Annotated in this window: 21 protein-coding genes; 2 read left to right on the forward strand and 19 right to left on the reverse strand. The window is 60.2% G+C overall.

What is annotated here, in order from left to right; all coding sequences use genetic code 11:
• Window positions 1–19 precede the first annotated feature (19 nt).
• From ACMX25_RS01600 to ACMX25_RS01690, 19 genes are all read right to left on the reverse strand, one after another.
• A complete protein-coding gene (locus ACMX25_RS01600) occupies window positions 20–343 on the reverse strand; it encodes a hypothetical protein (RefSeq protein WP_414947799.1) in 324 nt (107 codons plus the stop codon).
• Between the two features lie 25 nt (window positions 344–368).
• Entirely contained in the window at window positions 369–782 is a 414-nt protein-coding gene (locus tag ACMX25_RS01605; RefSeq protein ID WP_414947800.1) for a tail fiber assembly protein, read from the reverse strand.
• Entirely contained in the window at window positions 764–2,554 is a 1,791-nt protein-coding gene (locus tag ACMX25_RS01610; RefSeq protein WP_414947801.1) for a hypothetical protein, read from the reverse strand. The genes ACMX25_RS01605 and ACMX25_RS01610 overlap by 19 nt, the downstream gene beginning before the upstream one ends.
• 2 nt (window positions 2,555–2,556) lie before the next feature.
• Entirely contained in the window at window positions 2,557–3,099 is a 543-nt protein-coding gene (locus ACMX25_RS01615) for a phage tail protein I (protein WP_414947802.1), read from the reverse strand.
• Window positions 3,096–4,016, reverse strand: coding sequence for a baseplate J/gp47 family protein (locus ACMX25_RS01620; protein WP_414947803.1), 921 nt, complete (start codon window positions 4,014–4,016; stop codon window positions 3,096–3,098). The genes ACMX25_RS01615 and ACMX25_RS01620 overlap by 4 nt, the downstream gene beginning before the upstream one ends.
• Entirely contained in the window at window positions 4,013–4,375 is a 363-nt protein-coding gene (locus ACMX25_RS01625) for a GPW/gp25 family protein (protein WP_414947804.1), read from the reverse strand. Before ACMX25_RS01625 ends, ACMX25_RS01620 begins: the two co-directional genes overlap by 4 nt.
• Window positions 4,372–5,028, reverse strand: a complete 657-nt coding sequence (locus ACMX25_RS01630) for a phage baseplate assembly protein V (RefSeq protein WP_414947805.1) — start codon at window positions 5,026–5,028, stop codon at window positions 4,372–4,374. Before ACMX25_RS01630 ends, ACMX25_RS01625 begins: the two co-directional genes overlap by 4 nt.
• Window positions 5,029–5,112: 84 nt before the next feature.
• Window positions 5,113–5,574, reverse strand: a complete 462-nt coding sequence (locus ACMX25_RS01635; protein ID WP_414947806.1) for a phage virion morphogenesis protein — start codon at window positions 5,572–5,574, stop codon at window positions 5,113–5,115.
• Window positions 5,567–6,007, reverse strand: a complete 441-nt coding sequence (locus tag ACMX25_RS01640; protein WP_414947807.1) for a phage tail protein — start codon at window positions 6,005–6,007, stop codon at window positions 5,567–5,569. The genes ACMX25_RS01635 and ACMX25_RS01640 overlap by 8 nt, the downstream gene beginning before the upstream one ends.
• Window positions 6,000–6,239 (reverse strand): Rz1-like lysis system protein LysC, encoded by a 240-nt coding sequence (lysC, locus tag ACMX25_RS01645; RefSeq protein ID WP_414947808.1) that lies wholly within the window; start codon window positions 6,237–6,239, stop codon window positions 6,000–6,002. The genes ACMX25_RS01640 and lysC overlap by 8 nt, the downstream gene beginning before the upstream one ends.
• Window positions 6,127–6,561 carry an Rz-like lysis system protein LysB gene (gene lysB, locus ACMX25_RS01650; RefSeq protein WP_414947809.1) on the reverse strand — a complete coding sequence of 145 codons (435 nt, stop codon included), beginning with the start codon at window positions 6,559–6,561 and terminating at the stop codon, window positions 6,127–6,129. Before lysB ends, lysC begins: the two co-directional genes overlap by 113 nt.
• A complete protein-coding gene (locus ACMX25_RS01655; RefSeq protein ID WP_414947810.1) occupies window positions 6,558–7,358 on the reverse strand; it encodes an N-acetylmuramidase domain-containing protein in 801 nt (266 codons plus the stop codon). The genes lysB and ACMX25_RS01655 overlap by 4 nt, the downstream gene beginning before the upstream one ends.
• A 2-nt stretch (window positions 7,359–7,360) precedes the next feature.
• The gene (locus tag ACMX25_RS01660) at window positions 7,361–7,627 is read right to left on the reverse strand and encodes a phage holin family protein (RefSeq protein WP_414947811.1); all 267 of its coding nucleotides are present in this window, start codon (window positions 7,625–7,627) and stop codon (window positions 7,361–7,363) included.
• A 3-nt stretch (window positions 7,628–7,630) separates the two neighbouring features.
• Window positions 7,631–7,969, reverse strand: coding sequence for a putative holin (locus ACMX25_RS01665; protein WP_414947812.1), 339 nt, complete (start codon window positions 7,967–7,969; stop codon window positions 7,631–7,633).
• Between the two features lie 16 nt (window positions 7,970–7,985).
• Complete coding sequence (locus ACMX25_RS01670; protein ID WP_414947813.1) at window positions 7,986–8,192, reverse strand: tail protein X; 207 nt, start codon at window positions 8,190–8,192, stop codon at window positions 7,986–7,988.
• Complete coding sequence (locus ACMX25_RS01675; protein WP_414947814.1) at window positions 8,192–8,683, reverse strand: head completion/stabilization protein; 492 nt, start codon at window positions 8,681–8,683, stop codon at window positions 8,192–8,194. Before ACMX25_RS01675 ends, ACMX25_RS01670 begins: the two co-directional genes overlap by 1 nt.
• Before the next feature lie 119 nt (window positions 8,684–8,802).
• Window positions 8,803–9,462 (reverse strand): phage terminase small subunit, encoded by a 660-nt coding sequence (gene gpM / locus ACMX25_RS01680; RefSeq protein ID WP_414947942.1) that lies wholly within the window; start codon window positions 9,460–9,462, stop codon window positions 8,803–8,805.
• A 2-nt stretch (window positions 9,463–9,464) separates the two neighbouring features.
• Window positions 9,465–10,469, reverse strand: a complete 1,005-nt coding sequence (locus tag ACMX25_RS01685) for a phage major capsid protein, P2 family (protein WP_414947815.1) — start codon at window positions 10,467–10,469, stop codon at window positions 9,465–9,467.
• A gap of 45 nt (window positions 10,470–10,514) precedes the next feature.
• Window positions 10,515–11,531 (reverse strand): GPO family capsid scaffolding protein, encoded by a 1,017-nt coding sequence (locus ACMX25_RS01690; protein ID WP_414947816.1) that lies wholly within the window; start codon window positions 11,529–11,531, stop codon window positions 10,515–10,517.
• Window positions 11,532–11,695: 164 nt separating this feature from the next.
• Between ACMX25_RS01690 and ACMX25_RS01695 the strand changes: the two genes are divergently transcribed.
• Window positions 11,696–13,477, forward strand: a complete 1,782-nt coding sequence (locus tag ACMX25_RS01695; RefSeq protein WP_414947817.1) for a terminase ATPase subunit family protein — start codon at window positions 11,696–11,698, stop codon at window positions 13,475–13,477.
• Entirely contained in the window at window positions 13,474–14,505 is a 1,032-nt protein-coding gene (locus ACMX25_RS01700) for a phage portal protein (protein WP_414947818.1), read from the forward strand. The genes ACMX25_RS01695 and ACMX25_RS01700 overlap by 4 nt, the downstream gene beginning before the upstream one ends.
• Window positions 14,506–14,645 lie beyond the last annotated feature (140 nt).

A 14,645-nucleotide genomic window follows, 5' to 3' on the forward strand; every position in this document is an offset into this window, starting at 1 on the left:
AAACGGGAGCGTTTGCGCGTTAGTCGACGATTTCAGCGTCGGCGAACAGGTAACGATTCGGGTTGCCGGCCATCGCCGGATTCAGGGGTTCGGCCGGCATCGGCGCGGCGAGCTGGTGCTCGCAGAATGCGCGATGGTCTTCGCCGGTGTCGGGGGTGGTGTCGAGCATGACTTGCGCAATGCCGATCGATTGCAGTCCGTCGCGGGCAGCCTGTTCATCGAAGTAACTTGCGATATCGACATAGGTCGCTTTTGCGTCCAGGTCGACCGAGTAACGGCGAATGGTGTGAAACGAGGCCGGCACGCCGATAGCGGCGATACGTATGGTTTTCTTCAAAGGCATTTCGTGTGCTCCTGGTCAAAAGGGGTTATTGCGGTGAAACAGGCCAGTCGATCGAGGTCGGGAAACCGGCCTGGCTTGTGAGGTCGCGAAGCGCCTGGCGATAGGCGGTGTATTTCTCCTTCACTGCGATCGGTACGTCAGGGGTTTGCGTCCAATCGGTTTGAGCGAGCAGGTAGTCGCGCCGCTCGCGCGCTTCTTTTCCTGGGAAGGTGTTGCAATGGCATTCGTGAAATCGCGCCTTCATCAGAGCGATATTCGGTTGCGGTACTTCTTTGTTGTCCCATCGAAACAGGTAGGCATCGGCACATTGCGTTTTGCCGTCTTTGGGGTCGAGTGGGTGAGCGACGAGAAAATCGACGCCATGCTTAAGCCCAAGCTCTTGCTCAATCGAATGAGCGAGTTGATCGTGTGTAATCATGGTTATTGGTTCCTCAGCCAAACGATGCGCATATAAATTCGGTTGTTACCGCCGACCGTGCGCAAGCCTTGCAATACCCAAGGGGCGCCGGCGTCCATCGTCACATCGGCGCCGGTCACGACTCCGGCGAGTTCTGAAATGCCGCTTCCCCATTGCACTTGTGCGCTCTTATCTGCCTTCCCATTGGGGTCAAAATTGTGCGAACCCCATAGCGCCGAGCCGATCGTGCCGTCGACGTACGCACGAAAATTGCCGTCCCAATTGATGACGATTGATTGCACGGTGTCAGAGCCGACATACCCGGAATTTCGGTTGCTAAAGTTGCGAACCGGGGCATAGTTCGAGGGCGTCAAATTGCCCTCGTGCCAAAGGCGATATCGAACGTTCCCCATCGAGCGGCCGCCGACCGCCCATTGATTGTCTGTATCGAGGCCGAAATAGGCAGCCCATGCGCCTTGGCGGTGAAACTGGATAACGGCGGATGCCGCTTGATTGCCGTCTGTGCCGATTGTGAGCGCAACGTTATCGCTATTGTTCGACGAGGAAATCGCAGCGATCGAGGGCGGTGAAGACGAGTTGAGGTAAAGGGATTGCGTGGTGTTATAGGCGTGATTGCGCAGGTAGTCGCCGGCCGCCTGATAGCTTCCCGCCGGTTGATAGTTGCCGGCTGGTTGATAGGCGGCCGGGTTGAAGTTGCCCGCATGCCAAACGCGCGACGCGCTAGGGCCGGTGTATAGATCGGCGCCAGGCATGATGTAACTAGCCCCGTCGTATTGCACATAGCGAGTCGCGGCAGCGTTCAGAAACGCGATACCCGCATTTGTGTTTCCGGCCCATCCGCTCACACGCACGGCGCCGCTATCGATATACAGATCGCCGCTCATGCGATCGCCGGTTTTGGCGACGCGTGAGGCCGGGTTGAAATTCCCATCGTCCCAGGGCGTATTACCCCAATTCGGGCGAGTGCGCAGAGTCATCAAGCCCGATTCGGCAAGGGTCATATTGACCGTGCTACCGGCGCCGTTGACGACTTCGATTGCACCGCCCGATGCTTTCGACGCGCGAATAACCGGGGCGTAACCGTCAGCGTTGAGAGCAAGGCCGGCGCTGTAGTTCTTTCCCGCACCGCCATACAGTGACAATCCGCCGGTCAGCGTGCCGCCGGACAAATTCAGCTTTGCATCGAGCGCCGATTGCAGTCCGTCGACTTCGACGATTGCGTGACGGTGGCCGACATTCGATTTCGTCGCGAGCGCGGGGCCGAGGGTTGCTTGCAAACCGGCCGGCGTGACTGCGCGTTGCGTGTCGGTGCCGGTGATCGCCTGGGCGTTCGTCGCCAATTGGACAACGCCTTGTCGATCGGTGGTCGCCGGCGGGTTCGTGAAAGTCGCATCGCCGAAAGATATCTGCGCCGTGTCGATCGATTTGAACGCCATATCAGCCGCGAGCAAAAGCATTGCCGCCGGCGACTTTTCCATAATCGGCGTGGCCTGGCTGTAGGTGCCAAACAGCACGCCGTTTTCGAAGTACAGGCCGAAACCATAGAGCGTGTATTCATCGTCCGTATCGTCTTTGAGCGTTACGTGGATCATGTCGGCCGCGACGTTATCGCCGGCAAGCGTAGCAATGCGCTTGCGCTCGCCTGGCAGCACTTTGAGCGTCTTGTCGGTCGAGTCAAAGGCAACAGTGCTCACGCCGATTTGCGTGACTTTGTGCGCAGCCGTGCCCGTATTGCCGGCCGAGACAAGGGCAGCTCTACCGGCATCAGTGACAGTGAAAAGATTTCCGGCCATGTTTATTGATCCGTGAAAGAAAGACGGCGATACAGGGCCGGCCGCAAGGCGCCGGCAACGCCGAGCGCGCTTTGCATGCCGAAACCCTGGGTGAATGAGTAGTGCGCGCGCACGGGCTTGGTCCGGTCGATTTCCGCGATGATGTCGGCTATGTATTCGGCGGTCGGTGCTTCGCCGGCGCGTGATCCAACAGTCAACACAACGTCGAATGTTCCCGGCTTGCCCTTGGGTTGCATCTCAAACCATTCGCGTAACGCGATGTTTCCGCCGAACGCGGCGACGACTTCGCGCACGGCCGCAGCGGTGCCGTTTTTGCGGGCGATCGAGATAGCGGCCTTCACGCGGGCGCGCTTCACTTGCTCGGGCCAATAGTCTTTCCACGCATCGATCCCCAGGTGCCAAGCAAGCCAGGGCAGCAACGCGAGCGGGATCGTGTCGGGGTTCATCAGGGCCGTGATCGGCGTAGGGATATCCGATATGCGGGCGTTGACCGTGGCGAGGTTGCGCTCGGTGGTGGTCGAGTTCGGGGCGAGTAGCTTGCTCATTCCGTGCCCCCGTCATAAACACCGCCGTCGATCAGCTCGATCAACTCGCAATAAGCCGCTTGCGCTTTCGATACAGCAATGCCGCCGATCGGCGAAATGAGTTTTACTTTTTGGACTCCTGGCGCACGCATCGCCGAGAACAAACCATCCTCGGTTATTTCCATGCCCATACGGTGCATTTCGTCCGTATATGCGGCCGTGCGTTTTTGCGCTTCCTTGAGCACGACCGAGCGATCGGGGCCGGCGAAGAAAACGAGCGTGGCGCGTGCCTGGTAGCGCAGGATTTGCGCACCGCGAACCGTTACTTCATCGGTCAACGGGCGCACGTTGTCGGCTTGCAGGGCGGCCGTTACCTTGTCGACCAGCTCTTGCGATGCGGTGCCGTCGCCTTCGCGCGACAGGATCGTGACAACGACTTCGCACGGCGCGGGACTCGTGGCCGAGGCATCGAGCACGCGGCCGTCAGTGTTCAACGCATGCGAGATATACGCGCCCTCGGGGCCGGCTACCGAATAGCCTTGCGGGGCGAGCTGCGTGCGCTTTCGCAAGTCGGTGTCCTCTTCGTAGACGCCCTCAATGTCGTTTGCCGGGTCAGGTTCGACGATGGTGAGGCGCTTGATACCGAACAGGGCCGCTACCTGGTCTAGATCCTCTTTGACCGCGTAGGCGAGCATTACGGCGCGCGCGGCATCGTTGACGCGTTGACGCAAGACGACTTCGCGATACGTGCTTTCCTGCAATTGAATGTTCATCGGCTCCGACTCGAGTTCGAGCGCGGCCGCGACTTCGGCTTGATCGTCGGCCGGATAAAGCGAGACGAGTTTCGCCTTGCGCTCGGCGAGCAACGTTTCGTAGTCGATGACTTCGACGACAGCCGGAACGGGTAGGCGCGAGAGATCGATCGGGGTCGCGCTCATGCCGCACCGCCGTTCGTGAGCTGCACACGGGTCGATACCTGGTCGCCCGATTCGGTTGTCGTGCCTTCAATGTCGAGCACTTGCACGCCCGCGCCCGTCTCGCTCACGTCCGTCGAGAGCTGCACGCGGGAAAGCCGCAAGCGGGGTTCCCATTGCATCAGCGCAGTCGCAACAGCGGCATACAGGCGCACGCGGGTCGCGAGGTTGTTCGGGGCGTCAACCAGGTCGGGCAGCTCGGAACCAAAATTGCGGCGAGCGATGCGCGTGCCGAGTGGGGTCGTCAGAATCTTTTCGATCGATTGATACAGGTGTGACAGGCCGAACGTTGCGCGGCCGGTCTTGGCGTTCATTCCTTTCATATCGGTTCGCTCACTGGTTTGCCGTCGCCCTGTTCCATGTGCGAGTGATGCGCGCCGCTCTTGCCGCCGGCGATCACGTCATCGCTTACGGCGACGGTGCCGGAAATGACCATTGCGGGGCCGCCGCTTGTGCCGGCCTTTCCGCTCACGCCGCTTTCAAATGAAAACGGGCCTTTCACGACCATCGAGCGCGTAACTTCGACATCAGCATCGAGCGTTACCTTGTCGGCCTTTACGTTGGCGGTTTTCGTATTGATATTCACCGCGTCGGGGGCGGTGACATTGACCGTTGCGCCGGCGGGCAAATCGACGTTGAGAATGTGGGCGGAAAAGTCGTATTCGACGAACGCGCCATCGCGGTATCGCCGAATGTGTTTATTAGGGTCGAGGCTCGGCGATTCGAAATCCTCGGTATAGAAACCGCGCAGTGCGACGGCTTGCGCCGGGTCGCCGCTCGGGCACACCAGCATCACGCCTTCGCCGATCGAGGGCGCAAGCCACTCGATCGTTTCTCCGGCACAAGGCACGAACCATTGAATCCAGTCGGTAGTTAAATCGCCGCTCTCTACGCGACATAACGCGCCGGCCAGACCTATCACGGTGCCTTTGCGTATGCCGTTCAAAAATTGGCGTGTGGATTCGTTTGAGTTCATTCCCCAATGGTGCCGAGCACGCACGCGCGAGTCGACAAAGCGCAGTTGTTCGCGCCTTGGGTACATAGTTAGAAAGCCGAATGGTTATTTGACGATGTGTTTAAGCAACATATCGCGAATCATGTCGCGATCAGCCTCGCTAAATCCGACCAGCACGCGGGCATCGTATTTGTGCTCAGGGCCGCCCTTTGCGACGCGATCGATTAAGCCGTATTGATGCACGCGAGCAACGCGCGCAATGCGATCAGAAAACCCGACAGTCAGGCTAACCGCGTCGGATTCGGCGCGCAGATATTTCGCCTGGCGCAGCTTCGCAAACATCGCCCCGTTTTTGATGCGGCCTTTCTTATCGCGCAGTTGTTTTTCGTGCCTTGGCTTGCGGGGTTTGTAGGCGCTACCGTCCGGGTTCTTTTGCTGTGCGATGCGCGCCGTTTGAGTGCGGCGCAGCTCGCGCGCGATATCGCGCAACGCCGCGCGCCTGGCGGGCGCGTCGAGCTTGGCGAGCAAACGCCCCGCCCAGGCTTCGAGGGCGTGAAGTTCATCCATTGCCGGCGAACAGCGTATCAAGGTTCCATTCGGGCACAGGCTCGTCGATATGCGTGATCGTGTGCGCGCCGGCCTGGTCGGTGTCGACGATCACGCCCTCGGTAAGCGAGAGCTTGATAGACAGGTCAAACGTTGATTGCGTCAGGTGATCGACTTCGAAAGTGATGCCGTTCGCCCGCTCGTCGACGTTGGCGAGTAGGTCGGATTGATTGCGTTGAACCCAGGCCATCAGCGCGACGAAAATCGTGTCGGCGTCGCCCGCGAAGTCGAGCAGGATCGCATTGAGCACGAAACGATATTCGAACGACAGCGACGGCGCGGCCGTGGCGACGATGCGCCCTTGATCGATGAAAACGAGCAGCTTGTCGGGGTCATCGTTGAGCGAAGGAACGGCCGAGGCCATCGCCTTTCGAAAGCTGGCGGCCTTATTCATGAGTGCCCCCCTCGGCGCCGGCCAGGTTGTGCGCCTGACAAGCGACAACCATATCGACGCGGGCCGCACAATCGCCCCAGGCAGCGCGCGCCAGGTCGAGCGCGTGCGCCAGGTCGCCGTTACGGCGCGGCGACATTGCCGGCATCGTGCATGCCGTTATCGGCGCGCACTGTTGAAAGGAGGTCGGCGGTTCCGGTGAGCGCGGGGCTTGTGTACAGGCGCACAACGTCATCAGGAATAGCGCCATCAGCCCAGGCGCGCACGGTTTCGCTTTCATGCTTCAAAGCCTCTAGTTCGGATTCACGAGCGGCCAGGTCCGCCGCGACGCCCTGGCGGGTGCGTTCGAGCTGCGCGAGCTGGCGGGCGTGCTCGCGTTCGTTTTTCTGTAGTTGCACGATCGTGGCGTCGCGCCGGTCGACCGTCTCTTGCGCGGTGCGTGCGGCGTCTTGGGCGGCCGCCAGGTCGCCGCGTAAGGCTTGGACATAGAACCAGGCGCCGGCGAGCGTCAGGGCCGCCACGACGCACGCAACCAAGCGAGCGGCGATCGCATTCATGCCGCCGCCTTTTCGCGCTCGTCGTATTTCGCATAGGCCTGGGCGAGCTTCGAGTCGTACAGGTTTCGCGCGTAATCCGGGCCGTTGTAGCCCTTGGCGAAGGCCGCCCACTTCCTACCCTTCAGCGCCGCGAGCAAGGCCGTGTCGGCCGCGATAAAGCGCACGAACGCGTCGAGGTGATCGCCTTCGCTTTGCTCCATGCGTGCGACGAAATCAGTGACGCTCGAATACTGCAAGCGTTTCCAGTGAAAGCCCATGATTTGAAACGCGCCCCAGCTCGCCGACTCGTGCGCCGCGTCCGAGTTGATGCGTTCGGCCAGGGCGAGGCGTGAATACTCGGCCGCACCGCCCAGGTATCCGCCGGCGGTGCTCGATACGATGTTCGGATATTTCACGGCGAGCGGCGCCGGGTCGATCTTGCGATCGGCCAGGGCTTGATAAAACTTGTGGCGCTCGAAAAGGATCTTCGGCCGGCCGTCAGGCAAGAAACCTTGTCCGCGTGATTCGACTTCATTCACGGCGCGCACGGCCGCGACAGACACGCCCAGGGTGCCGGCCGCTTTCACCAGGTCGGAATCTCTCAGGTGTGACGGCAGCGCCAGGCCTGGCAGAGCGATAAGCGTTTTCGGGCCGACAATGCCATCGATCACCAGGCCGCGAGCGCATTGCAGCGTCATCACCGCGGATTCGGTTGCATGGTCGAAAATGTGAGTCTCATCGACCGGAAAGCCCGCACGCGTGAGGCGCTTTTGAAGCAATGCAACATCGTCGCCTATATCGCCGTATCTCAGAATCATTGTTATTCGCTCCTAAGCAGACGCGCGACATTGCCCCGCGCGCCAAAAACGAGAATCGTAAAAAGGATCGCTCGCACGGCTTCGAATACGCCGATCGCCTTAGCGTGGATAGCCAGCTCGATCGCAGAGCCGCCCAGGACCACGAGCAAGAGCCATGCAAACCAGGCGACGTGATGCCGATAGCGCGCCCCGTCTCGGCGGTATGTGAGGATGCGAAACGCCGCGATGATGTAGGCGATTAGCGCGATCAATGCGAGAGGGTTGTGCATAGGTCAGCCCCTTTTGAACAACGCCAACAGGTCGAACGTTTTCACGCGTTCGATCAGTTGAAGCGTTACCGTTATCGCCAGCGCAGCAGCGAAAAACGCGGCAACGCCCGTGCCCTTTAACGGCGTCCACTGCACGACATCGGACGCGGCCAGGTATCCGGCAATAGTCGAAATCACCAGGTAGGCGAAACGCTTGCCGATCGATAAGTCTTTCGAGGTCACGACGACGAGCGCGGCGCCAGCGAATGCGCCGATCAGTGCGTTACCGTCGACGCCAGGAAACAAGCTGGCAATGCCAATGCTGGCCGATGCGACGGCGAGCGCGGTACTAGGTTCGGCCATAGCGGCGCACTCCTGGTTAATCCCAAAGTTTCACGGTTGAGATGGTTGGTTGATCGTTCGGTGCATCTGGCAAGTCGACGGCTTGGCCGTGCGGCAATATCGGGCCGAGGTCCGCAAGCCCTGCATTCAATTCGAGGGTTGCCTCCACGACGCCCCGCGTGCGCCCGTAGTGGCGATAACAAAGGGAATCGACGGTATCGCCCTGTTGTGCATAAACGCGCATCAGATCAGCTCTATCGTTGTGCGCGAGAGGCCGCGCATATCGTTGATCGCGTGGCGCGCGTTGCGGCGATCGGCGTCGATCGTTGTCGCCAGCTCGTCGGCATCAGCGGCGCCCGACTTCGTGCTATCAAAGTCGCGATATTTTTCGGTCAGGTCCGCACGCGCGAGGTAATGCACCGCACGGCGATATCGCGCGAGCTGCACGCTCTCATCGCCGATTTTGTCGGCCGGCAGCTCGGCCAGGCTTGCGACGTTCGCCGCCTGGTGCGCAGCTCGCCAGGTCGACAGCTCGCGATTTACTTCGTCGATTGCGGCGATCACCGCATCGCGCAAGCGGGCATGTGTCACCGTGCCATCGAGGCGCACCGCTTCGCGCATGGCGGCCAGGTCAATAGGCGGAAACCAATCGATGTTTTCGACGATCAGCGACGCGGCCGGCGGGTTCGGTTCGGGGGTAATGCTCGGCGCGGCGATCGCGTTAAAACTCGTCATGGTTTCAGCTCGGAAAATGTGGGCGGTGGGCCGGCGTCGGAAATGCGTAACCGTCAGGCGTTGCATTTCGTCGGCCGGCGCCGCCCAGCCGGGGGGGGGCTCGTTACGTGCGGTCGGTATTAGCCGGCCGCGTTGCTCGCTTTCTCAATACGAGCAATGTCTTGCTTCACGCCGACGCGCGAATCGAGTTCGAGCGCACGGCGTAGGTGTCGGAGGGCGAGCGCGCTATCGGTGCTTTGCACGGCGTAGCCGATCGCCTTGTGCATCTTGGCGCGCACCTGGTCGTGCATATCGGCCGGCGCGGTGAGTTCCGCGACTTCGCCGAGCTGCACGAAATCGATCGCAATGCCCTTTTTGAAATCCGCGAGTGCCGCCTCGGCGAATTCCTCGGCGATCGCGGTCGCGAGCGGCCGGTCGTATTGATCGGGCAAGGTCATTCGATGTTTGATCGCATACCGGGCGATATCGAGCGCGCCGGCGTAGTCGCCCGCATCGATGCGCCAGATCATCACCGTGGTTAAAACGTCGTCTTGAGCGCCCCGCCCGCCACTTAATGAGCCGGTCACGTAGTCGACGTATTCGGGTAACAGCTCGTCGCGCTTTACCTTGATCTTTTGCTCGATCGAGGCAATCGACTTCAAGCGGCGCCGGTCGGTCGACAGCTTCACAAGCATCAGCTCGTATGCGTTCGCGCCGGCGAGGGATTCGCCAGGCGCGGCCGATGCCGCAGCTTGTTCGGCCGACACGCGTTCAAAGTGGCGTTGGGCGGGGCTTTTCATCATTAGACCGCCGTGATGTTTTCGACCATGCAACCAGCGCCGAAATCTTCGACGACATACGCATCGTTGCTCGATTCGAAGTTCTCGATACGGTCGCGCTTGGCGTTGTCGACGATCGTGCGACGGCGTGCGCCCTCTTGCCAGTAGATCGACAAGTTATCGAGGCGTTGCACCATCATGGCGTTGGCCGGGAAGTAAGGAACGGACACAGCCGGCAAGCCGCCGATGCGCTTCTGACTCACGATCATGTCGGCCGCCGCTTGCTCGCTCGGCTTGTTGTCCTGGTTCAGAATCGGGAAATACTTATCGTGCAGCAGCTCGCGGCCGCAGATCACGACGAGCGCCGTATCCTCGCGGTGCCATGCGTCAACCAGGCTATTCACCGCGTCATACACCAGGGCGTCGAGGTTCGCGTAATCACCGCCGGCGCCGACTTGCACCTTACCGGCGGCCTTGCCCTCGGCCATCACGCGGGCCGCAGCTTGATCGCGATACGCTTGCAGCCATCCGATATTCACGTCTTGCAGCAAGGGGTTTGTGCCGCGATTGGACGTCGCCGCGCGCGTCTTGCCGTTGAATCCGATCGTGATGCGATCGAGCGCCATGCGTTGCACGATCGCGTCGCGCAAGCGGGTTTGAAAGTCCGCAAACTTCGCCCAGGCGTCGAGCTTCGCATACGGCACATGCGAATCGAAGTTCGTTTGCGAGGCGAAATACTTGTGCGAGTCGATATCGGTCGGGTCGGTCGTTTCGCGGTCTTTCACCTTCGTGTCGGTGGTGCTCGCGATCGGGCCGCCGATGCCGAGGCCGAGCTTTTCGCCCTGTTGTTCCGATACCGGCATCACGTTGATTTTCGACAGGAACGTGCTCGATTCCTGCATGCGCGTTTCGAGCTTTTGTTGCACGCTCGGGTCGACCGCAAACTTTGCGGCCGCGCTCGGCACGCCGTTGAGCTGCGCGATTGCTTCCAGGTAGGCATTGAAAGCGAGGCGGGTTTTATTCTGCATGTTGTGTGTTACTCCAAGGGTCGAGGAAGTGCCGAGGGCGTCGGTTTAGCAGTCGGTTTTGATATCGGCGTTGGCGCCGGTTGCCGCCGGCCGCAGGGGTTGCCCGTTGCCGGTTGTCGAGAGCTGTATTTGCAGCTCTGAGAACGCTTGGCGATCGCGCTCGCCGGCGGCCGTCAGCTCGGCGACGGTCTCTTGCAGCGCGGCCAATGTCGCCGCCTGTTCGTTGCCGTGCGTGGCGATCGCTTCGACCGCTTGCGTTACGTCAGCGAATCGCGTGTCGTCTTTCGCGCCCTTCTCTTTCGCCAGGCCGAGCAGCTCGGCAACGCGAGCGAACAGCGAGGGCGTAGCCGGCGCCGGGTCCGCTTCCAGCTCGATCACTGTTTCGTCGGCGACCGTAAAGAGGTTCGTCGGGCTTACCTTGCGACCAGCGAACGGCGAGGCCGCCGGGTTTTGAGCTGCGAAGGAAAGGATTTCAGTGCCGAGGCTCGCGGGGCTATCGGTCACGGCCAGGCCGACCAAATACGCTTGCTTGGTGTCGGCGAAAGACGGGTCGACTTCGCACGAGGTATAGATTTTTTGCTTGGCCTTCGTCAGTGCGACGAGTTCGGGCGTCGGTGCAATTTGCGCATAGAGGCCGAGCTTTCCAGCGAGCACGCCCGTTTCGTCGCGGGTTTCGAGTGCGAGAACGTCGCCGTATGCCTTGAACGGGCCATCGGGAATGATGCCGCGATAGTGTTCGAGATTCAGGCGTGCGCCGTACAGCTCAGGGCTGTAGTTCTTCGCCATTTGCGTGAGCCATTCGCGCGAAATGTTGCGGCCGTCCGTGGTCGCGCCTTCGACAGCGATGCGGAAAAACTTCGTTGCCGCGTGCTTCACTGTGTCGGCGTTCGCGCCGGCCAGTGCGATTGATCCGATGCCGAGGGCGCCCAGGCCATGCGCGGCGAAATCGATCGGGGCAAGTACGGTGCTCACGGCGAGCGTCGCCGCGTGTGCGTCCATTGTGAAAGCGAACGCGATCGCCGCAACGGCGAACGACATAAGCGACAGCTTGCGAGATTGCATCGTTAGGTCTCCAACAGGGGTTATTACAGGGGTCGTTTAAGGGTTCAACGTGAGTTCACATATTGCGTTCGAGGGCGCAATGTCTCAACGAGCGGCGAGTGTTTTCGCTTTGGATACAAACACTTAGGCTCCTTGCGCGCGCGCGTCGCGGGTACGCTTGCCGCATGCTAGAAACTGCCGACATTGCCCCCGTCCTGGAAAACAACGCCGATCCTCGCCGTATAGCCCGCGCGCTCTACTGGCAGGGTTGGCGCGTCTCGTCGATCGCGAAACACATTGGAGAAAAACGCCCTACGGTCGAGGCGTGGAAACAGCGCGACAAGTGGGCCGATGCGCCGGCGATCGAGCGCATAGAGGCATCGCTCGAAACACGCATGGCGGTGCTTATCGCGAAGGATGAGAAAGACGGCCGCGACTTCAAAGAGATCGACTTGCTAGGCCGCCAGGTTGAACGCCTGGCGCGCGTGCGTAAGTACGGCGAGACGGGGAAAGAAAGCGACTTGAACCCGAATATAGAGACGCGCAACACGGCGCCCCGAAAAGAGAAAGCGACACGCAACGCAATCAGCGACGATCAGGCGCAACAGATTCGCGAGGCGTTTCTCGATTCGCTATTCGAATATCAAAAGGTCTGGTATCGGCAAGGGCATCAGCGAACCCGCAACATCCTCAAATCACGCCAGATAGGCGCTACCTGGTATTTCGCACGCGAGGCCTTAGACGACGCGATCAACACGGGCCGTAATCAAATTTTCTTGTCGGCCAGCAAAGCCCAGGCGCACGTTTTCAGGCAGTACATATGCCAGTTCGCCCGCGAGGCCGCAGACGTTGAATTGACCGGTGAGCCGATCGTTTTGCCGAATGAGGCGATTCTTTATTTCCTCGGCACGAACGCACGCACCGCGCAGAGTTATCACGGCAACTTTTATTTCGATGAGTATTTTTGGGTTGGCGGATTCCAGCAGCTCAACAAAGTCGCCTCCGGCATGGCGATGCACAAGCAATGGAGAAAGACGTATTTTTCAACGCCGTCGAGCATAGGTCACGGCGCCTATACGTTTTGGAGTGGCGAGCATTACAACAGGGGCCGCGCAAAGGTCGATCACCTGCATATGGACGTAACGCACAAGATGCTCGCCGGCGGGCGTCTTTGCGAGGATAGGCAATGGCGCCAGATTGTGACGGTCGAGGATGCCGTGCTCGGCGGTTGCGACTTGTTCGATATCGACGAGCTGCGCCTTGAATACAGCGCCGAGGAATACGCAAACCTGTTGATGTGCCAGTTTATCGATGATACCGCGTCGATTTTCCCGCTTGCCGACTTGCAACGCTGCATGGTCGATTCCTGGGATGAGTGGGCCGACGACTTCAAACCGTTCGCCGCTCGGCCGTTCGGATATCGCCCGGTTTGGGTTGGTTATGACCCTGCCCTATCGGGCGATTCCGCCGGCCTAATCGTGCTCGCACCGCCGGCCGTGCCTGGTGGCAAGTTTCGCGTGCTGCATAAGTGTCAATGGCGCGGCATGGATTTCGAGGCACAGGCCGAGGCGATTCGCCAGGTCACGCAGCAATACAACGTGACGTATATGGCGATCGATACGACAGGCATCGGCCAGGGCGTTTATCAGCTCGTGCGCCAGTTCTACCCGCATGCCGTTGCGCTCAATTACTCGCCTGAAGTGAAAGGCCGCCTGGTGCTTAAAGGCTTAAACGTGATCGGCAAGGGCCGGCTCGAATTCGATGCCGGGTGGACTGATTTAGCGCAATCGTTTATGGCGATTCGCAAGACGATGACGGCGAGCGGCAGAAAAGTGACGTATGAGGCCAGCAGGAACGAGGAAACAGGCCACGCGGACTTAGCGTGGGCGTGTCTGCACGCGCTCGGCAACGAGCCGTTAGAAGGCATCACCGCAAACAATACCGGCTTTATGGAGTTCTCAAATTGAGTAAGCGCAGACAGCACACGCACGCCGCACCGCCGGCCGCACCTTCGAACCCGCCCAAGGCCGAGGCCTTCACGTTCGGCGACGCCATGCCCGTGATGGACCGCGCCGAAATACTCGATTATGTCGAGACGTGGGCCGCCGGCCAGTGGTTCGAGCCGCCGGTGTCGCTCGCCGGCCTGGCAAAATCGTTTCGAGCTGGCGTACACCACAGCTCCGCGATTTACTTTAAACGCAACGTGCTATCGGCCACGTTCATTCCTCACAAGTTACTCACGCGCGAGGAATTCGACAAGTGGTCGCTCGATTTCCTGGTGTTCGGCAATGGATACCTTGAGCGACAAAAGAACAGGCTCGGCGGAACGCTCGCGCTCAAGCGCGCCCCGTCGAAATACATGCGCCGGTCGACAGACTTGCAGAAGTTTTACCAGGTCAACGGGCGGCAACAGCAACACGAGTTCGAGGCCGGCTCGATTCATCACTTGATGGAGCCGGACATTAATCAGGAGGTGTACGGCTTGCCCGAATATCTCGGCGCCCTGCACGCGGCCTGGTTGAACGAGTCGGCGACGCTGTTTCGTCGGCGGTATTACGAGAACGGCTCGCACGCGGGTTTCATCCTGTACATGACGGATGCGGCGCAGAGTCAAACCGATGTTGACAACATGCGCGAGGCGTTGAAGAACAGCAAGGGACCGGGCAATTTCCGAAACCTCTTCATGTACGCGCCGAACGGCAAGAAAGACGGCATCCAGCTCATACCCGTTTCAGAGGTCACAGCGAAGGATGAGTTTTTCAATATCAAGAACGTGACGCGTGACGACTTGCTCGCCGCCCATCGCGTTCCGCCGCAGCTCATGGGGATCGTGCCGAGCAATACTGGCGGCTTTGGCGCGGCTGATACTGCCGCCCAGGTTTTTGGCGCAAACGAAATAGAGCCCTTGCAAAGGCGATTCGCGCAGTTAAACGAATGGCTCGGTGACGAGGTTGTGGGCTTCAATCCGTATTCCATCAAGTCGCCGTGGGTCTAAGCGCGAGTACCGGGAATAACTCCGGTGGTTGTGTCAAGAAGGCGAATTACGCACGCGTGGTTCGCAAACTATGGCGATGGCGCGCATCTAGAACGCTATCCGTTGTCTGGGGTGCCCATCGCACCGGGCTAGGCGCGTCA

The organism is Caballeronia eucalypticola (genome assembly GCF_047608185.1).
In the GTDB taxonomy this organism is placed as follows: domain Bacteria; phylum Pseudomonadota; class Gammaproteobacteria; order Burkholderiales; family Burkholderiaceae; genus Caballeronia.